The 19,392-nt window shown below is 60.4% G+C and carries 17 protein-coding genes; 11 read left to right on the top strand and 6 right to left on the bottom strand.

Features of this window, described 5'->3' with window-relative positions; genetic code table 11:
- Positions 1 to 5 precede the first annotated feature (5 nt).
- The gene (locus RX395_RS08410) at positions 6 to 971 is read right to left on the bottom strand and encodes a DNA/RNA non-specific endonuclease (protein WP_316366858.1); all 966 of its coding nucleotides are present in this window, start codon (positions 969 to 971) and stop codon (positions 6 to 8) included.
- 201 nt (positions 972 to 1,172) lie between these two features.
- The gene (locus tag RX395_RS08405) at positions 1,173 to 2,051 is read right to left on the bottom strand and encodes an ATP-dependent sacrificial sulfur transferase LarE (protein ID WP_316366856.1); all 879 of its coding nucleotides are present in this window, start codon (positions 2,049 to 2,051) and stop codon (positions 1,173 to 1,175) included.
- A 173-nt stretch (positions 2,052 to 2,224) separates the two neighbouring features.
- Between RX395_RS08405 and RX395_RS08400 the strand changes: the two genes are divergently transcribed.
- The gene (locus RX395_RS08400; RefSeq protein WP_225094036.1) at positions 2,225 to 2,875 is read left to right on the top strand and encodes an HAD family hydrolase; all 651 of its coding nucleotides are present in this window, start codon (positions 2,225 to 2,227) and stop codon (positions 2,873 to 2,875) included.
- A 113-nt stretch (positions 2,876 to 2,988) separates the two neighbouring features.
- Here the strand turns inward: RX395_RS08400 and RX395_RS08395 are convergent, their stop codons facing one another.
- Complete coding sequence (locus RX395_RS08395) at positions 2,989 to 4,098, bottom strand: LacI family DNA-binding transcriptional regulator (protein ID WP_022094247.1); 1,110 nt, start codon at positions 4,096 to 4,098, stop codon at positions 2,989 to 2,991.
- Positions 4,099 to 4,409: 311 nt separating this feature from the next.
- Here RX395_RS08395 and glmS point away from each other — a divergent pair, with 311 nt between their 5' ends.
- Positions 4,410 to 6,257: a glutamine--fructose-6-phosphate transaminase (isomerizing) gene (gene glmS, locus RX395_RS08390; RefSeq protein ID WP_316366852.1), complete on the top strand. Its 1,848-nt coding sequence runs from the start codon at positions 4,410 to 4,412 to the stop codon at positions 6,255 to 6,257.
- Positions 6,258 to 6,368: 111 nt separating this feature from the next.
- On the opposite strand, the gene RX395_RS08385 is transcribed toward glmS, so the two are convergent.
- On the bottom strand, positions 6,369 to 7,070 hold the full coding sequence (locus tag RX395_RS08385) for a GntR family transcriptional regulator (protein WP_050766156.1): 702 nt from the start codon (positions 7,068 to 7,070) through the stop codon (positions 6,369 to 6,371).
- 193 nt (positions 7,071 to 7,263) lie between these two features.
- Here RX395_RS08385 and RX395_RS08380 point away from each other — a divergent pair, with 193 nt between their 5' ends.
- The 3 genes from RX395_RS08380 to RX395_RS08370 all read left to right on the top strand — a co-directional run bounded on the left by RX395_RS08380 (position 7,264) and on the right by RX395_RS08370 (position 10,442).
- Entirely contained in the window at positions 7,264 to 8,298 is a 1,035-nt protein-coding gene (locus RX395_RS08380) for a YeiH family protein (protein WP_161145214.1), read from the top strand.
- Positions 8,299 to 8,564: 266 nt separating this feature from the next.
- Positions 8,565 to 9,782, top strand: coding sequence for a helix-turn-helix domain-containing protein (locus RX395_RS08375; RefSeq protein ID WP_316366848.1), 1,218 nt, complete (start codon positions 8,565 to 8,567; stop codon positions 9,780 to 9,782).
- Between the two features lie 84 nt (positions 9,783 to 9,866).
- Complete coding sequence (locus tag RX395_RS08370; RefSeq protein ID WP_316366847.1) at positions 9,867 to 10,442, top strand: hypothetical protein; 576 nt, start codon at positions 9,867 to 9,869, stop codon at positions 10,440 to 10,442.
- Between the two features lie 55 nt (positions 10,443 to 10,497).
- On the opposite strand, the gene RX395_RS08365 is transcribed toward RX395_RS08370, so the two are convergent.
- Entirely contained in the window at positions 10,498 to 11,019 is a 522-nt protein-coding gene (locus tag RX395_RS08365; RefSeq protein ID WP_316366845.1) for a nitroreductase family protein, read from the bottom strand.
- Positions 11,020 to 11,313: 294 nt separating this feature from the next.
- Here RX395_RS08365 and RX395_RS08360 point away from each other — a divergent pair, with 294 nt between their 5' ends.
- The 4 genes from RX395_RS08360 (at position 11,314) to RX395_RS08345 (ending at position 16,018) form a co-directional block, all read left to right on the top strand.
- Entirely contained in the window at positions 11,314 to 11,604 is a 291-nt protein-coding gene (locus RX395_RS08360; RefSeq protein ID WP_006235631.1) for a hypothetical protein, read from the top strand.
- A 181-nt stretch (positions 11,605 to 11,785) separates the two neighbouring features.
- On the top strand, positions 11,786 to 12,286 hold the full coding sequence (locus RX395_RS08355; RefSeq protein WP_316366842.1) for a MarR family winged helix-turn-helix transcriptional regulator: 501 nt from the start codon (positions 11,786 to 11,788) through the stop codon (positions 12,284 to 12,286).
- Positions 12,286 to 14,010: an ABC transporter ATP-binding protein gene (locus RX395_RS08350; protein WP_316366841.1), complete on the top strand. Its 1,725-nt coding sequence runs from the start codon at positions 12,286 to 12,288 to the stop codon at positions 14,008 to 14,010. Before RX395_RS08355 ends, RX395_RS08350 begins: the two co-directional genes overlap by 1 nt.
- A gap of 1 nt (position 14,011) precedes the next feature.
- On the top strand, positions 14,012 to 16,018 hold the full coding sequence (locus RX395_RS08345; protein WP_316366838.1) for an ABC transporter ATP-binding protein: 2,007 nt from the start codon (positions 14,012 to 14,014) through the stop codon (positions 16,016 to 16,018).
- 110 nt (positions 16,019 to 16,128) lie between these two features.
- Here RX395_RS08345 and cysE read toward each other — a convergent pair whose 3' ends face one another.
- Positions 16,129 to 16,833 carry a serine O-acetyltransferase gene (gene cysE, locus RX395_RS08340; RefSeq protein WP_035138740.1) on the bottom strand — a complete coding sequence of 235 codons (705 nt, stop codon included), beginning with the start codon at positions 16,831 to 16,833 and terminating at the stop codon, positions 16,129 to 16,131.
- A 223-nt stretch (positions 16,834 to 17,056) separates the two neighbouring features.
- Between cysE and RX395_RS08335 the strand changes: the two genes are divergently transcribed.
- Positions 17,057 to 17,695, top strand: coding sequence for a DedA family protein (locus RX395_RS08335; RefSeq protein WP_138113555.1), 639 nt, complete (start codon positions 17,057 to 17,059; stop codon positions 17,693 to 17,695).
- A 297-nt stretch (positions 17,696 to 17,992) separates the two neighbouring features.
- Entirely contained in the window at positions 17,993 to 19,045 is a 1,053-nt protein-coding gene (locus RX395_RS08330) for a branched-chain amino acid aminotransferase (RefSeq protein ID WP_035138743.1), read from the top strand.
- Positions 19,046 to 19,392 lie beyond the last annotated feature (347 nt).

The following is a 19,392-nucleotide window of genomic DNA, read 5'->3' as shown; positions in this document are numbered from 1 at the left end:
CGGTCCTAGTCTCCCGAGGCCTGGTTGCGGCCGGTAGCGTAGTCGATCTGCACGTGCGGCTGCAGGTTGTAGCAATATACGTGGAAGCAGAGGGTCTTGCCGTGGTCCTCGACCGATTGCGCCTCAAGGCGCATGCCACGGCAGACAAGTTCCTCTTCGTTATACATGGGCGTGACGCGGTAGAGCACATGGTTGCCCGTATCGCGAATATAGTTGAGAATCTGCTCTTCAAACGGCAGCATACCCGTCTCGTTGAGATAACGCGTACCGGTGAGGAGATTCTTGCGATTGGCGTTCTCGCCGCAGAGTGACCAGGCGATAAGGTGGCAGCGGTTGTAGAGGCTCTGGCCCGGAATAAAGTCGTAGCGCTGCTGGTGCCAACCGGCAGGATGGATACGCGAGATATCGCCGCGCTTGCCTTGACCGAGTGACTCGGGGCCCACGCAGGCGAGCGCCTTGCGAGTGCGGCCCAGGCTGTCGAGCTTGGAGAATTTCTTAAAGCAGCCCTCTTCGGTGGCGCGATCGTATTCATCGAGTGTGAATGATGGCGTGCCGAGCGGGTGCGTGCTGTCGGCGCGCAGGGCAACGTAGGGGTTGCCGGCGTAGTCGGGAATGCTGCTGAGATATACGCCGCGGGCGCGGTGGAGATCGGGGTTTTCGACCTCGTCGATGGGGGTGGTGGAGCTGTCCTCGGAAGCGGCATTACCGGTGTCGGGTGCGGCGGATTCGGAGCCATCGCCGGAGTCCTCGGAGCTGGCTGTTCCCGATTCGAGCCGGGCGACCAGATCTGCCTCGTCGTCGGTGCGGCTGGGACTCTCGTTTTGTTTTTCAGCCAGAGCCGCCGCCTGTTCATCGCTTTGTGGCGGCAGCAGCTTGGGCGCCCCGTCGAGCGATCCCGTAAACAGTGCAAACCCCAGCACCACGGCGGTGCCGATGGAAAGTGCTTGCTTGTAGGCGGACTTGCGCGACATTGAGGCTCCTGGATGGACGGTTGGGAATCTACCAGTCTAGCAGGAGCCGCCGAGGGTCGTTCTATCGAACAAATACTTAAGATTTGGGACAAACACTACTGGCTCATTTGCCTCATATGGAGCTGCGGCGGTTGTGAATGTGGGGCTTCGGCGTTTCCCCAGATAAAACCTGCCAAAATAAACCTGTCCCTTTTTGGCAGGTTACTGGTTCATGTTGCCGTGAATGTAGGGGGTGACCTCGGGGGAGATATGGTCGCAGCCCAGCTCGCGCAGCGCGGACTCGATAACGGCGGGCAGCGGGGTCTTACCCTTGTCGTCGATGGCGGCACCGCCGAGGGCGGCAATCTTGGCAACATCTGCGGGTGCGGCCTCGATATGCATGCAGCCGCTGATCAAGCGCGCGCGTACCTGTGCCAGATCAAGATCGTGCAGGTAATCCTCGCAGGCGCGGATTAAATCGACCTTCTCGCGTGTAAGCTCCTCGCCCGTGGGGACGCGGGTGGCAAGACATGCTCCCGCCGGCAGGTTCCAAACGGGATAGCCCCATGCGCGCAGCAGCTCGCGCTCTTCGTCCTTGGTAAAGCCGACCTCCATAAGGGGTGAGCGTACGCCGAGCTCTTCTGCCGCACGCATGCCGGGGCGGTAGTCACCGCGATCGCTTGCATTGCTGCCATCGATGACGGTGGGAAAGCCGAGCGACTTGGCGTGGTTGACGATGGCGGTAAAGCCGGCGTGCTTGCAGTGGTAGCAGCGATTAGTATCGTTGCAGGCTACTTGGGGGAGCTGCAGCTGATCCACCGAAAGATTGAGCACGGGGAGCTTAAAATGCGGCCCCTCATTGGCCTGCCCATCAACGGACTGCTCAAACGAAGCCTGCTCGGGCGTGCCGATGAGCGGCGTGGTGAGATGGACGAGGAGGGTATTGGTAGGCATGATGCGGGCGCATACGGCGGCTAAAAAGCTGCTGTCGACGCCACCGGAAAACCCGATAGCCACGCGCCCGTATGCCAAAAGCAGCTGTTCGAGCGCCGATAGCTTGTCTTGAAGCTCCTCTGCGGGTGCCGTGGTGTCTAAAATCATGAAACGTTCCTTATCGTTGAGTACTCGATCGAAAACTATAATCCTAATGCGTTACTTGCCATAAGACTTCTATCTGTGTAACGAAAGTGCAATATGGCATATACGTTATATACAAGTTGCCAAATGCGGTAGAGTTGCAGCAACGCGACAGCGAGAGTCGATGGGGAACCGATATGATCAAGGCTGTTATTTTTGACATGGATGGAACGCTGGTCGATACCGAGCGTTTGGGGATTAAGGCCTGGAAGGCAGGCGCCGCTGAGCTGGGGCTCGCGATTGATGAAGCGCTGATCCATCAGTTTATCGGCCGCACGCTGCCCGATGTCATGGACATCCTCGATAGGCATTACGGCAGCCATGAAACCACCGAGGCGGTCTATGTCCGCCACAAGGAGATTCGCGACGAGATGGTCAAGACCGAGCTGGAGCTTAAGGCCGGCGCCGCCGAGTGCCTAGACGAGCTGCTGGCTGCGGGCTATCACGTGGGTCTAGCGACGTCGTCGCGCCTCGTTACGGCGGAGCGCAACCTTAAGATGGTTGGCCTCTTTGACAAGTTTGAAACGGTAACGTGTGGCGAGGACGTCGTGCACGGCAAGCCCGACCCCGAGATGTATCTGCTCGCCTGCGAGCGCGCGGGCTTTGCTCCCGAGGAATGTGCCGTGGTCGAAGATTCGCGCAACGGTTGCGTCTCGGGCATTACGGCCGGCTGCCATGTCTTTGCCGTCCCCGATATCGTGCCGCTGCCGCAGGACGTGGTGGATGGCTGCGAGGCCGTGCTCGATACGCTGTTCGACCTGGCGGCGGCAATCAAGACTGTGCGCTAGAAAATTGCGGCGTTGAAACGAGCGATTGCTCACGTTTGCGCTTAAGCAAAAGGGGTCCGGCAATGGTCGGGCCCCTTTTGCTTAAGCGGCGACTTAGCATACTCGCGGGCGTGCTATAGATACGCACCGAGGTTGATGGCCGTGGCGTCGGTCTGGCTGCTTGCCTGGGTGCTGGCGCGTTCCAGTAGGAACGGACGTACCAGTTCTTGGCGGTTGATATCCTCGGCGGCGACTGCGGTGACGGTACGCGCTGCGGAGCCGACACGGATATGCTTGATCTTTGCCGGGGCCTTGTTCTCGATTTGCTCCATCAGCAGTTGGACACCCTTGCGGCCAATCTCGTAGCCCGGGGGCGCTACCGTAGTGAGCGGGACCGATCCGCTCCAAGCGAGCGGGTTGCCATCGCAGCCTGCTACGCGTACTTGCCCGGGGACAGAGATGCCCTTGTCGACCAGTGCCGAAACGACGCCCGAGGCCAACACATCGGTCAGGCCGACGACAAAATCGGGACGTTCGTCCGCGGGGCGCTCGGCGATTTGGGCACCGATGCCGTAGCCGTCGGCAGCGGTATTCCATTCGCCGGCGTCGATGACTTCGATCTTGATATCGGGGTGCAGGGCGAGCGCCTTATGAATGCCAAGGACGCGCAGGGTGAGTTGCATAAATGCTGCTCGGCCGACGACGACAATATGGTGCGCGCCGCGGGCGATGGCAAGTTCGGCAATGATGCGACCCTGGGCCTCATTGTCGGCCGCTACGTAGTAGCCGGGCTCGGAGCAATGGATGTCCAGATGGACGATCGGCACGGGCATCTTGGTCATGGCGGGGTGCCAGTCGGGGGATGCCATGGGCTGAACCATGACGCCGGACATCTGGGTGCCCATAAAGTAGCGCAGGTAATGATCCTCGAGAATATCGTCGTTATCGGCGTTGGCGATGAGCAAGTCGTAGCCGTGCTTGCGGGCCTCGTTGTGGGCGCCGCTGGCGATTTGGAGCGAAAAGCCGTGATCGAGACGGGGGAGCACCAGGCCAAAGGACTTGGTGGCGCCGCCCGCGAGCTGACGGGCGCTTTGGTTGGGCAGGTAGCCAAGGCGATTGATGGTCTCGTTGATGAGCTTGAGGGTCTCGGGGCGCAGCTTTTCGGGGTGGTTGAGCGCGTTGGAAACCGTGCCCAACGAAACCCCGGCCTCGCGCGCGACGTCGCTGATTTTTACCTTTGCCATAGCGGCCCCTTTGATGCGTTTCAAGTACAAGCCAGATTGTAGCATCCCAAACCTACCAAAAAGGGACAGGTTTATTTTGGCAGGTTTATCTGGGGAAACGCCGTTGCCAGCGCGACCACCACGAAGGGGGCAGGTACCTTTGTGGTGGTTTGGACCGGCTGGACGTGTGTGCATCGAGTGGTATCTAAGTTGAGATACCACCTCTGGTATATCAGCTTGCGTTTGCGTGAGTACAATACTCGAACGTTATGCGTCTCAGCGCCCCCTGTGCGTGGACGTTTTGCAGTCAAGCGGACGAAGGGATTTATCCTATGTGCGGAATTGTCGGCTACACCGGCTCTGATATTGCAAAGAACATCCTGGTCACGGGCCTCAAACGTATGGAGTATCGCGGCTATGACTCCTCGGGCGTCGCGCTCGAGGTGGGCGAGGGCGCCGCGGCGCACCTCGATGTCATCCGCCGCGTGGGTAAGGTCGCGGGCTTGGAGAGCGAGCTTTCCAATATCGACAGCGACGCTACCTGCGGTATCGGCCACACCCGTTGGGCCACCCACGGCAAGCCCTCCGTCGTTAACGCTCACCCCCACACCAGCTGCGACGGTCGTATCGCCATCGTCCACAACGGCATCATCGAGAACTTCGCCGAGCTGCGCGAAGAGTTGGAGGGTCGCGGCCACCACTTTAAGAGCGAGACCGATACCGAGGTCTTCGCGCATCTGATCGAAGAGGCCTATGCCGAGACGCACGACCTGATGGCCTCCGTGCGCGAGGCTTGCACCCACGTGGTCGGTGCCTATGGTCTGGCCGCCGTGTGCGCTGACGAGTCCGGCGTGATCGCCGTGGCCCGCAAGGATTCCCCGATCGTAGTCGGTGTGGGCGAAACCGGCTCCTATGTTGCTTCCGATGTCATCGCGCTCATCGACGCCACCCGCGATGTCGTGGTGCTCGAGGACGGTCAGTTTGCCAAGCTCACGCCCGCAGGCGTCGAGTACACCGACGAGGCCGGCAACGTTATCGAGCCCAAGGTCACCCACATCGACTGGGACCTGGACATGGCAGAAAAGGGCGGTTATCCCGACTTTATGCTCAAGGAGATTCACGAGCAGCCGCGCGTTGTGCGCGACACGCTGGTTGGTCGTATGACGCCGGCCGGCGAGCTCGACATCGACGAGCTGGGCCTTTCGCTCGAGGAACTCAACGACATCGACCGCGTCTACGTGATCGCTTGCGGCACCAGCTATCACGCTGGCCTCATTGCCAAGAATCTCATTGAGGGCTGGGCTCGCATCCCCACCGAGGTGGAGGCGGCCAGCGAGTTCCGCTATCGCAACCCCATCATCACGCCGACGACGCTCGTCGTGGCCGTGTCCCAGTCGGGCGAGACGGCCGATACCCTTGCCGCCATTCGCGACGCGCGCATCAAGGGTGCCAAGGTCTTCGGCATCACCAACGTGGTGGGCAGCCCCGTGGCGCGTGAGAGCGACGGCGTCATCTACACCAAGGCCAACAAGGAGATCGCGGTCGCCTCGACCAAGAGCTTCATCGGCCAGGTCGTGAGCCTTACGCTTTTGGCCCTGCTGCTGGCGCAGGTCAAGTACCGCTTGACCACCAAGCAGGCGCGCATGCTGTTCCGCGAGCTTTCCGATACGGCCGAGCAGATCCAGTGGATTTTGGATACCCAAACCGAGGCCGTTCATGAGGCCGCCCTGCTGTGCAAGGACGCGCAGTCGGCGCTGTTCGTGGGCCGTGGCATGGGTGCCGCTATTTCCTACGAGGGCGCGCTTAAGCTCAAAGAGGTCAGCTACCTGCACGCCGAGGCCTACGCCGCCGGCGAGATGAAGCACGGCCCCATTGCCTTGATCGACCCGGGCTTCCCTGTCATCGCCGTGGCCACCAAGAGTGCCACCTACGACAAGACCGTGTCGAACCTCATGGAGTGCAAGGCGCGCGGCGCCAAGGTCATCGTCGTTGCTACCGAGGGCGACGAGGAAATCAACAAGATTGCCGACTGCATCATTCGCGTGCCGGCCGTCCGCGACGTGTTCAGCCCCATCACGGCGAGCGTCCCGCTGCAGCTGCTCGCCCGCGAGGTTGCCATCCTGCGCGGCTGCGACGTCGACCAGCCCCGCAACCTGGCAAAGAGCGTTACCGTGGAGTAGTTGGTTCCGCCATTCTGGCGACCAAGGCCCGGCTCCGTTGCAGCGGAGCCGGGCCTTGTTTCATTTGCCCAGATAAAACCTGCCAAAATGAACCTGTCCCTATTTGGCAGGTTAGCGGAGCTTGCTGGTCTCGAAGTACTCGGGGAACTGGTCCAGAACCTCGGTCTGGTTGCGGAACATCATATGCAGGTGCTTGCTGACCAAAAAGCTCGCTTCGATGGGGTCGCGACCGGCGATAGCGCGGCGAATCTGCTTGTGCTCGTTCACGATGTCCTGATTGTCGAGAACCTGCGTGGCGGCGCGCAGCCAGCGGAAGCGCTCCAGGTCGGCATTGGTCTCTTCGAGCCACGACCACACGGTGCTGCGACATGCGATGCTAAAAATCATGTGATGCATGAGGTTGTCGCTCAAAAAGAAGCCGATGCGATCCTCTTCGGCCATGGCCTTTTCCTGCAGCACGATGGCGCGGTCGAGCTGCTCGATGCCGGCCGACGTGGCGCGCGCACAGCACTCCACAATCACCTGCTTTTCCAGATGCTCGCGGATGTAACAGGCACTCTCGGCAAGGGTGAGGTTGATGGGCGAGACGTAGGTACCGCTCTGGGGCACGGTGCGCACCAGGCCTTCCTGCGCCAAACGAACCAAAGCCTCGCGCACAGGGGTGCGCCCCATATCTAGGTCGTCGCAAAGTTGCTTGACGCCCAGCTTTTCGCCCGGCTTGTAGTCCAGGTAGACGATTTTGCGTCGAATGGTGTGGTAGGACTGGTCCTGTAGGCTCGTTTCCTGCTCGCCGACGTGCATCGATTCTTCCATAGCGCCTCGCAACTGTTCTATCAAACTCATATGTCAGTTGTTAATTATGCCGCGAATCAGCTCTCCGCGGTGGGCAATTCGGCTGTTGCCTGAGAACTATTGCGGCATCTTAGTCTGTGTTTGCGCAAGGCTGTGCTCAATGTTGCCGTATCATAAGCCGTCGCAAACGTGAAATAGAAAGAAGGAATCCCATATGCAACTGGCAAATATCGTTCGCGAGCGCTGGAAAGGCGTCTTGTTCTGCCTGATCATTGCCATTCCCGCGACGTTGCTCGGCAAACAAATTGAGGTGGTCGGCGGTCCGGTATTTGCCATCCTCTTTGGCATGGTCCTGGCGCTCGTCTTTCCCAGGAAGCGTCGCGAACAGCTCGCCGCCGGCGTCACCTATACGTCCAAAAAAGTCTTGCAGTACGCGGTTATCCTGCTTGGCTTTGGCATGAACCTCTCCCAGATTCTGTCCAAGGGCGCCCAGTCGCTGCCGATTATCGTGGCGACGATCTCGACCTCGCTTGTCATCGCCTTTGTGCTCTGCCGCGTCATGAACGTACCGGGTAAGATCGCGACGCTTGTGGGTGTGGGTTCGTCGATTTGCGGCGGTTCGGCCATCGCTGCGACCGCGCCCGTCATCGATGCCGACGATCGCGAGATTGCCCAGGCCATTTCGGTCATCTTCCTGTTTAACGTTATCGCGGCGCTCGTGTTTCCGACGCTCGGCGGCATGCTCGGGCTGACCAACGAGGGCTTTGGCCTGTTTGCCGGCACCGCCATCAACGACACCTCGTCGGTAACGGCTGCGGCGAGCGCCTGGGACAGCATGCATCCCGGCGCCAATGTGCTCGAGAGCGCCACAGTGGTCAAGCTCACCAGGACGCTGGCCATTATTCCCATCACGCTGGTCCTCGCATGCTGGCAGATGCATCTGGCACGCAAGGCCGGCGGTGACGCCAAAAGCACGTTCTCGCTTAAACGTGCGTTTCCCATGTTTGTGCTGTTCTTTGTGCTGGCGAGCGTGATCACCACGGTGCTTCAGCTTCCCGCGTCCATCACGGCGCCCATCAAGGAGCTGTCGAAGTTCTTTATTGTGATGGCCATGGCGGCTATTGGTTTTAATACCGATATCGTCGAGCTGGTCAAAAAGGGCGGCAAGCCCATCGCGTTGGGCTTTTGCTGCTGGATTGGCATTGCGTGCATGAGTTTGGGAATGCAGCACGTGCTGGGAATCTGGTAGAGAAGTAGCTTATTCGCGTGCTGGCTGCCGGTGAGCGCAAGCCTTCGGTGGAGCGATAGGAGCTCTTGCGGGTATGGCTTGTCCGCAGGTTTATAAGTCCCGAAGAGCTCTTATCGCCCCGCCAGGATGGCGATGCGGGGCAACACCTATACTCGCAGGACGGCGCTTTCTGCCCTATAGTGTTTGGTGAGCAATATCGTTCAATTTTGAAACACTCGGTCGTGCGACCGTCGGCGGTTGCACGTCGCCGCGGACAGGGGCAAATCATGGATAGCAATGCTAAGCTGAACATCTTGACCGATGCCCTAGCTGCTGCCGGGGCCTCGGCATTGGCAATCGATGCGCGTGGGGACGTCGCGATCTCGACCATGAATGACACGGCGCTCGAGCGGGGTGTGGCGGCTTTTGTCGCTGAGCGCCTCGACCGTATAGGAGACGGCGCGCGTCTGGTTATGGGGCGTGCGGGTACGCGCCTGAGCCTGACCGTTCGCCCCACCGACAAAGAGGGCGGGGGCCTTTGGGTCGTCGTGGTCCGCGAGGTGCGCGGCGCCGCGGCGCATGCGGGCATCGAGTGGCTCAACGCCGACGAGGTTGAGGCCCGCTACGAATCGAGCGCGTACGGCATCGTTGAGGGGGCGGCCTCGGTGGCTGCGCCGGTTGCCGAGAGCTACGCGCGCGGTGTGCCCCTTATGCTCGAGGGTGAGCTGGGAGCGGGTCAGGTCGAGATCGCCAAGCGCCTCTATCTGGACGGTCCTTTTGCCGATCAGCCCTTTGTTTCCGTTGCGCTCGATGAACTCACCGATCGCGGTTGGCGCCATATGCTCAAAAGCTCCGAATCGCCGCTGTTCCAAACGGGGCTGACCCTTTGCATTGAGGGCTGGAACGCGGTTGGCCCCCAGCGCCTCCGCGAGCTCGTTTCCACGATGGCCGACACCGCGTTGGCGACGCGCTGCCATGTGGTGCTGACGGCGAATGACATGCCGGGCGGCAGCGAAAGTGATCAAGCCGCCTTTGTGACCGAGCGCTTCGCCTGTGCGGTGAGCGTGGCGCCGGCAATCGCCGAGCAGGGAGCCGCGTCGACGAAGGTTGCGCGCTATTTGGAATATCTCGCTGATGCATTTGGGACGGCAGCGCCCACGCTGTCTGCCGCGGCGACGAAGACGCTCGATGCTTACCGCTGGCCGCGCAATTATCTGCAGCTCCGCGAGGTCTCGGAACGACTGTATATATTGGTGGGGGCGGGCACGGTGGACCGCGCTGTGGCGGAGGAAGCGCTCGCCCAAGAGGACGTGATTAAGACCGCAACCTTTGGCGCCCCGACGCTCGAAAGCGACCTGTATATCCTGCGACCGCTGGCCGATACCGAGCGAGATATCGCGCATCTGGTTGTAGATCATCTCCACGGCAACCGGACTCGTGCGGCAGAGGTGCTGGGTATAAGCCGTACAACGCTGTGGCGCTTGCTGAAGGACGATGACCGTTGAGCGAGGCGCCCGTGACCGCGCGCGACGCGTGTGCTACAGTCCAAAGCGTTATTGTTTCGATTTGGTTACGGCGTGCGAGGGCATATGGCTGAGACTTCAAAACCGAGCCGCAGAAGGCGGAGCGCCGCGCCGGTCAACCGACGCACGACATCGGTGACGTGGGGCAAACACGCCTCGGGGTTTGATGGCTCGTTCAAGCGCACTAAATATGGCTATCCTTCGGCAAGCGCCCGCTTGGCAATGCAGGCAGAGTCCTCACTGTGGGGCCGCAAACGCGTGGTGGGCTCAAAGCTCAAGCACGACGGAACGCTCGGTTACATCAGCCGCGGGGCGGCTCGCCGCAGCGGGCTCAATCCCGCCGGCTGGCATCGCTACGTGCCGATCGTGGCCGCCGTTGCAGTGATCGTCATCGCGCTCGCTGCGCTCGGATATGCCGGCGGTGGCGCCAACTTGGACGCAGTGTTTAAATCGCCCGAGCTCGCGCATGCAGGCACAGAAGTTGTCGAGGGCGCTCAGACCCAGACGGGTGTCGCGCCCCAGCGCGGTATCGTCGCGGCGGCCTCCACCATCGCCGATGCGCAAAAGGACGAGGACGAACAAGGCAGCGAAGCCGAAACGACCCAGACGAACGAAACGACGACAACTCAAATATCAACATAGCTTGCCGGCAGAAGGGGACGTTCCTTTTCTGCCGGCAGTTTGGGACACTCCTGCGCTACTTGACGTATACCACGTTGTCGCGGCGGGGTTTGGGCTCGGGTAGCGTGTCCTCGGCATAGCCCAGAATGCAGTGACCGACGCCGCGCAGACTGCCGTCGGCGGGCAGGCCCCAGCTGGCCAGCAGCTCCAGGCCCTCGCCCGAGTCAAAGACCTCATGCGCGCGGTGAATCCAGCACGAATCGACACCCAGCGCATAAGCGGCGTTGAGCAAGTTGCCCATGGCGAGCGAGCCGTCTTCCAGATGTGTGGGCACGCTGCGGTCAACCAGCACCACCACAACGGTCTTGGCGCCATAGAAGGGGTCGCTGTTGCTGCCCATGACTTGCGCGTTGAGCTGCGAGAGACGCTCGACGGTCGCGGGGTCGGTGACGGCGACAAACGTCACCGGCTGGCGGCCCATGCCGCTCGGTGCATATTGGCCGGCTTCGATAATACGTGCAAGCTTTTCGGCCTCGACGGGACGATCGCTGTAGTTGCGGCAGCTGCGGCGGTGAATGAGTGCTTCGATAGTCTCCATGGTGTCTCCTTGCGGTGGCGTTGCAGATGCCCCGTTCATACCCGTCGGGCTCAAACGATAGACGGTCAATTGCCCGGCCAAAAGGATAGATTCCAATTGGGAAAGTAGGTTTGCATAAAAGTACCTTCAGAATGTGACAAACAAATGGGATGGTTAAACGTTTTATCCCGTCTACCCTGCGGTTTTTTACCACTTGCCTAAATGACGAACGCATAACCTCTGATAAAGGTTTTACTAAAGGAGTACCAACGTTTATCAATGCGCCGTGGTGGCGCCGGGCCAGGAGGTAACATCATGTTCCAGGCTGGAGATGTCGTCGAGACCGACTTCGAAGGATTTCTGAAGCTGCTGCGTTCCAAGACGCGCGCTTTCGTGTCGATCAACGATCACGAGTACTACATCACGCACACCGATGGCTATTGGCGTGTTCAGGATTGCGAGGCCCTCAACGACAAGGGCCACTTTACTGACTGCTCCGAGCTGGTCAACACGGTCTGCGAGGTCGTCGAGCTGCCGTGGATTGCCGGCAAGAGCCTGCATGACAGCTTCTCGGGCGCTACGGTCTATGAGGCCGTCGCCGCTTAACAGGCAATAAAACTCGATTTTCACGTGACCGCTGGCGCCGCCCCCGCGCCGGCGGTCTTTTTCTGCCGATAGGCCATAAAAGTGCACGCATTTGCGGAGAGCCTGTTGACGATAGTCAAAACTCGGACTAATCTAGAGACACAAAATTGGTCAAAACTCGGACAATCGAATGGTGGGATAGATGAATAGTGCGGTTACACTGGTCGACTTCGACCGGTTGCTCAATGGACTCGACCATATCTATTCGGAGTTCTCGCGCGCCTGCGGCCTTTCGGACTGCGCTTACTGGATGCTCGTTGATACCAGCACGGCGGGCGGCAGTATTGCCGTAAGCCGTCTGACAAGCGAATGGTTCTACAGCAAGCAGACCATCAACTCGGCAATTAAAACCTTGACGGCGCGGGGCTTCGCAACGTTGGAGTTTGCCGAAGGCAGTCGTAAGAACAAGGTTGTGAGCCTGACCGAAGAGGGCAGGCGATTTGCCGAGCGTTATGCGCTGCCGGCACTCAAGGCCGAGCAGCGAGCCTTTGGCGCGCTTGAGCCGTGTGAGCAGCGCGAGATTATGCGCTTGATCGGCAAATTCTCTCAGGTGCTCGGCGAGGAGTGCGAGACATTTAAGCAGCATATCGCTGCCGAGAGCCAAGCCGAGAATCAAGATGAGGGGGAGTCGTGCGACTGTTAATGAGGTTTTTGAAGCCCTATCGAGGGCTTGTCGCGGTGACGCTGCTGGTGCTGCTGGTGGATAACGTCGGTACGCTGTTGGTTCCCACGATGCTGGCGAACATGGTCAACACCGGTATTACCACGGGCGATGTCGACTACATTTTACGCAACGGCCTATACATGTTTATTGCGACGAGCATGGCTAGCGGCGGCACGGTGCTGGGCTGCTATCTTTCGGCGCGCCTGGCCGCCAACGTGGCTTGCGATATCCGCAATGCCGTGTACGACAAATCGCTCGAGCTCGCGGCCAGCGATTTTGAGCGCTTTGGCACCGGATCGATGATCACGCGTTCGCTCAACGACATCAACGTGATTCAGCAGGCGATTCTGCAGACGATTCAGCTGGTGCTGCCCGTGCCGTTTTTGGCTGTGGCGGGCATCATCTTCGCCTGGTTTATCGATCCCGCCATGGGCACGCTTCTGGGCGTAGTCGTTGCGATCGTGCTCGTAGCGGCGGTCTTTACGGTGGCTAACGCCGCGCCGATCTTTATGCGCTTGCAGAGCTTTATCGACCGCATGAACGTGGTGCTGCGCGAAAACATCGTGGGCGTGCGCGTCATCCGTGCGTTTAACAAGGAGCGTCACGAGGAGCGGCGCCTGGACGAGGTGTTTAGCGACTACGCCGCCAACGCCATCAAAGTCAACCACCTGTTTGTGGGCCTCGACAGCTCAAGCTTCTTTTTGATGAACATCGCCGAGGTGGCGGTGCTGTGGGTTGGCGGCAACCGCGTGGGCGCCCACGCCATGCAGATCGCGAGCATCTCGGCGGTGCTGGAGTATGCAATTCTGATCCTGTTCTTTGTGATGATGGCGCAGATGGTGGTGCTGACGCTTCCGCGTGCTGCCGCGTGCCTGAACCGTGCGCAGCAGGTGTTGGAGATTGAGCCGAGCATCGTCGATGGCGAGCGCACGCTGGATGACGGGGCACGCGAGCCCCAAGACGAAGCCGATGCGGTGGCCGTGTTCGACCACATGTCGTTTCGCTTTGACGATGCCGACGAGGACACCCTGTGCGACCTGAGCTTTGCCTGCCGTCGCGGTCAGACGACTGCGATCGTTGGCTCGACAGGCTCGGGCAAATCGACGGTGGCAAAGCTTCTGCTGCGCTTCCACGATGCCACCAAGGGCTCCATTCGCCTGAATGGTGTGGACCTGCGCGAGCTTACGCAAGACGAAATCCGCGGGCGCATTGCCTATGTGCCGCAGAAGGCGTGGCTGTTCTCGGGCACGGTGGCGAGCAACCTTCGCTTTGGTAACGAAGGCGCGACCGAGGGCGACATGCTTCACGCGCTTGAGGTTGCCCAGAGCACCTTTGTACTCGACCAACCGCAGGGGCTCGATACCCCGGTGGCGCAGGGCGGTACGAACTTTTCGGGCGGCCAGCGCCAGCGTTTGGCAATCGCCCGTGCGCTCATGAAGCATGCCGATCTATATATCTTCGATGACAGTTTTTCGGCCCTGGACTTTAAGACCGATGCCGCCCTGCGTCATGCGTTGCAAGACGAGACGCGTGACGCTGCGGTGCTCATCATCGCGCAGCGCATCTCGACGATCTTGCACGCCGACCAGATCGTCGTGCTCAAGGATGGCGAGGTTGTGGGCTTGGGCACGCATAGCGAGCTTATGGAAACCTGCGAGGTGTACCGCGCCATCGCGGAATCGCAGATGAAGGGAGGTGAGTAGCATGACCGAGGAGCTCAAGAAGCAGGGCGGCGTTGATGACGCCGCTGCCGCGGGACTGGTCGAGGAAACGGCTGCCGTGGCACCCGAGCTGGATGACGCCGCCAAGGCTGCAGCCGAGCGCGAGGCTCGCCGCCAAGCGCTCTACGAGGAAAACGAACGTGCCGAGGACGAGCGCGCCCGCGCCGAGGCAGAGCGTATGCGCGACGTGGACGATGAAGACGAGGACGAGACGCCTCGAGATACCTGGGCGACGGTGCGCCGCCTGTGGAGCGAGGCTGCCGGCGACCATTGGCGCTTCTATATCGTGTTCGCGAGCATTGTGTTCTATGCCATCTTTAACACTGCTGCGCCGGCATATAGCGCCCGCGTGATCGATGAGCTGTGGAGCCACATTCAGGTGGCGTTTGCCAACGACACCACCTTCAACATCACCTGGGAGAACTGCGGCAGGACCATCTTCATCTACTTTATGATCTGGACGGCCGCTGCCTCGTTCTACGCGCTCCAGAGCTTTTTGATGTCGAGCGTTGCCGAACGCCTCAACCTGTGCCTACGCAACCGCATCGCACAAAAGCTCAACCGTCTGCCGCTTGCCTTTTTTGACGCGCATCGTCCCGGTGAGGTCGTCAGCCGTGCGACCAACGACTTGGACAAGATGTCCGAGAGCATGCAGCGCGGCTTGCTGCAGCTTCTGGTGTCGATCGGTACCGTGGTGGGCGCCGTGAGCGTGATGTTCGTGTTTAGCGTGCCGCTCACGCTCGTCTTTTTGTTCTTTACGGCGTTGTCGCTGCTGGTGACCAAGGTGGTCTCGCGCCGCACGCATGACGTAACCGGTGAGCGCCAAGAGTGGGTGTCCAAGATTACGAGTGCGGTCGAGGAAGGCTACTCGGGCCGTCTGGTGATTCGCGCGTTTAACCGCGAGCGCCAAAGTTCTGCCGAGGTGCACCAGGCCTCGGGCGAGCTGGCACGCGTGAGTGCCAAGGCCGACTTTATGATTAACGCCGTCGGCCCCGCGGTGCGCTTTATCGGCCGCCTGGCACAGATCGTGATTGCGATTGTGGGCTGCAGTATGCTGGTTGCCGGCCACATGACCGTCGGCGTGTTCCAGGCGTTCTTCCAGTTTATCTACGAGGCATCTGAGCCCATGACGCAGCTGTCGTTTACCTTCAACTCGCTGCAGAGCGCGCTGGCGAGTGCGGAGCGCGTGTTCGACCTGCTCGATGAGCCCGAGATGGAGGCCGATCCGCTGCCGGACGAGGCCGCCAAGCTGCCGGGTCGCGTTGAGGGTCGCGTCTCCTTTGAGCACGTGCGCTTTGGTTATTCGCCCGACAAGCCGCTTATGCACGACGTGTCGTTTACCGCCGAGCCGGGCCAGAAGATTGCCGTGGTGGGAACCACGGGCGCGGGCAAGACGACGCTCATCAACCTGCTCATGCGCTTCTACGAGATTGACGGCGGGCGTATTACGCTCGACGGCGTGGATACGAGCCGCATGGACCGCGGCGAGCTACGGCAGCAGTTTGGCATGGTGCTGCAGGACGCCTGGCTGTTCGATGGCACGATTGCCGAAAACATCGCCTACGGCTGTCCCGAGGCGACGCGTGAGGAGATCGTGGCGGCTGCGCGCGCCGCGCAGGTCGACTTCTTTGTGCGCACCATGCCGCAGGGCTATGACACGCGCGTGGCCAACGATGCCGAAAGCATCAGCCAGGGCCAGCGTCAGCTGCTGACCATCGCACGCGTGCTGCTCAATAACCCGGCGATTCTCATCCTGGACGAGGCGACCTCAAGCGTGGATACGCGTACCGAGCTTGCCATCGGTCGTGCCATGGACGCGCTCATGCGCGGGCGCACGAGCTTTGTGATCGCGCACCGCCTGTCGACGATCGTGGACGCCGACCTGATCTTGGTCATGGATCACGGCAACATTATCGAGCAGGGCACGCATAAGGAGCTGCTGGCTGCCGAGGGTGCCTACGCCGACCTCTATCTGAGCCAGTTCGCATAATGTGACAAAGGGACAGTCTCTTTGCCACATCACAAATAAGGCGCGCCGGGGATGAATTCCCTGGCGCGCCTTTGCGTTGATGCCGATGTCGTTTTGTGCCGCTTGCGTTCCTAGCGTTCGTCCACGAGCTTGGCGACGAGGGCCTTGAGCTCGGCCACCTCTCGCTCGAGTTCCTTGACGCGGCGGGCATTCTCGGTGATGCCCTGGCGGTTGAGGGCGGACTGCTCGGCGGCGTCATCGGGCATGTACTCGCGATGCTGCTTGGCGTCGAAACTCTCCTCGAACACACGGCAGCCGTTGCGCTTGATGATGCGTCCCGGCACGCCCACGACGGTGCAGTTGTCGGGGACGTCCTTAACGACGACCGAGTTGCCGCCGATCTTGACGTTGTTGCCGATGCGGATGTTGCCGAGCACCTTGGCGCCCGTGCCCACCGTGACATTGTTGCCCAGGGTGGGGTGACGCTTGCCGGTCTCGTTGCCGGTGCCGCCGAGCGTGACGCCCTGGTAGAGCACACAGTTGTCGCCCACAATGGTGGTCTCGCCGATGACGACGCCCATGGCGTGGTCGATAAAGAAGTGCTTGCCAATCTGCGCGGCAGGGTGAATCTCGACGCCGGTGATGTGGCGGGTGATTTGCGAGAGCACGCGGGCGAGCGAGCGATGACCGTGCTCCCACAGCCAGTGCTCGGGCACGTGGTTCCACTTGGCGTGCAGGCCAGGATAGGAAAGAAAGATGACCAGACCGTTTTGCGCGGCGGGGTCCTGCGCCTGGACGGTCTTGATGTCCTCGCGAATGGTATTGATAAAGCTCACCGGCCGCCCTCCCTTAGCGCCATGGCAATGCGATTCAATAAAGTATAGCGATTCGCTAGGGATTAAAAAGGACAATCTTGGCGGCTTTGCGCTACAAGTGTCAGTTATGCAAACTTGCTGGTAATGGAGTCATGCTTTTGTGGGGTTGCGCACGAGGGGGCACCGCAACCGTATACTGGTCAACTTGGACGTATCCGCGCCCACAACTGAGAGGTTTTACTTCATGGGTTTCATCAATTTTATTGCCGAGCTGCTTAAGGACCCGCGCACCGCGATCGCCAGCTGGATCGCCGCCGGCCCGCTTATGGCCTACGGCTGCGTGTTCCTGATCATCTTTATCGAGACGGGCGTGGTGTTCTTCCCGTTCCTTCCCGGTGATTCGCTGCTGTTCGCCTCGGGTTTCTTTGCCCACAACGGCGGCTTTAACATCGTGGCGCTTCTGGCCACCGCATGGGCCGCTGCCATTTTGGGCGATCAGTGCAACTTTATGATCGGTCACTTCTTTGGCCGCAAGATCATCGCTTCGGGCAAGGTCAAGGCCATGACGCCCGAGCGCATCAAAAAGTCCGAGGACTTCTTGGACAAGTGGGGTCACCTGGCCATCTTCCTGGGTCGCTTCTTCCCGTTTATCCGCACCTTTGTGCCCTTTATCGCTGGCATGGGCGGCATGCACTGGCGCAACTTTGTCGTCTTTAACGTGCTGGGCGGCATTACCTGGTCGACGGTCTTTACGCTGCTGGGCTACTTCTTTGGCGGCATTCCCTTTGTGCAGGAGCACTTTGAGCTGCTGATTATCGGCATCGTTGCCGTGTCGATCATCCCGACCGTGGTCGGTCTGGTTAAGGCCAAGCTGGGTAAATAGAACGCCTAGCTCGAGCCAGCGCGCAGACCGTACAGTTGAGGCCCGTCACCGCTTACGGTGGCGGGCCTTTTTGCTTCGGTCAAATGAAAATACTTTACTTAGTTAAAGAAAAGCGTTTTATCAGACGCGTGCGGGGAGTACAATCTCGTGCATGCGAATCGACGTGCCATCGGCTTTGATGCTGCTCGCGTGTCCCGTCCGGCTCTACGCTCCGGGCGTGCGACGTTGCGACGCGGTCGGCCTCGGTCCTTGCGTGCGGGTTCGCGAGTTTGCAACTGTGTATGTAAGGAGCGACATATGACTGTCGAGAAGAAGGATATCGATTGGGGTAGCCTAGGCTTTGGCTACATGAAGACCGATTACAGCTACGAGGCCCATTGGAAGGATGGCGAGTGGGACGAGGGCGGCCTGACCACCGACCACACCCTGCACGTCTCCGAGTGCGGCGGCATCTTCCATTACTGCCAGGAGGTCTTTGAGGGCCTGAAGGCCTACACCGCCGAGGACGGCAGCATCGTCTGCTTCCGCCCCGACATGAATGCCGAGCGCATGTACAACTCTGCGCAGCGCCTCGAGATGCCCCCGTTCCCCAAGGACAAGTTCGTTGAGGCCGTCAAGCAGGTCGTTTCTGCCAACGCCGCCTGGGTTCCGCCCTTCGGTTCCGGCGCGACCCTGTACGTGCGTCCGTTTATGATCGGCTCCGGTGACGTGATCGGCGTGGCTCCCGCTCCTGAGTACACGTTCCGCATTCTCGTGACCCCGGTCGGTCCGTACTTTAAGGGTGGCCTCAAGCCCGTCAAGCTGCGCGTTTCCGAGTACGACCGCGCCGCACCGCACGGCACCGGCAACATCAAGGCCGGCCTGAACTACGCCATGTCCCTCAAGCCCACGATGGAGGCTCACCGCGAGGGCTATGCCGAGAACCTGTATCTCGACTCCGAGTCCCGCACCTATGTCGAGGAGACCGGCGGCGCCAACGTTCTGTTCGTGAAGGAGGACGGCACGCTCGTCGTTCCGCAGTCGCACACCGACTCCATCCTGCCCTCTATTACCCGTCGTTCGCTCGTTCAGGTTGCTCAGGACCTGGGCATGACCGTTGACCAGCGTCCCGTCGAGTGGGCCGAGGTCAAGGCCGGTACCTTTGTCGAGTGCGGCCTGTGCGGCACCGCTGCCGTTATTTCCCCGGTCGGCGAGATCGACAACAAGGTTTACGGCGCCGACGAGACCGTGACCTTCCCGGCTGGCTACACCGAGATCGGCCCTGTGATGAAGAAGCTCCGCGAGACCCTGACCGGCATCCAGTCCGGTGCTGTCGAGGATAAGCACAACTGGGTTTACACCGTCGCGTAATTTGTCTTACCTATCCGGGCAGAGAACAAGTTCCCTCCCGGCGCGTCCTCGGACATGCAAGAAGCCCTCGCTGCGCACTTCGTGCGGCGAGGGCTTCTTGCGTCCTGCGGAGTGCGCCGGGAGGGAACTTGTTCTCTGCCCTGCGGGTTCGGCGATGTCACAACGGGCAATGATTAATCTGAATAAAGATGGTGCGCGGCCTTTTAGGCCGCGCTTTTGCTTCAAGACTTTAGTCCGCTGGCCGCGCAGCGGCCAGCTTTAAACCACCCGCTACGCGGGTGGAGACAAACGGCTTTACAAAGCCACCCCTCCGACCGATATTGACGATTGTTCAGGCCGTCAAGAAT

It is taken from the genome of Collinsella aerofaciens, assembly GCF_032584215.1.
Lineage (GTDB): Bacteria > Actinomycetota > Coriobacteriia > Coriobacteriales > Coriobacteriaceae > Collinsella.
Note: the sequence above shows the minus strand (reverse complement) of the source record. Positions and strands in the feature narration are given on the sequence as shown.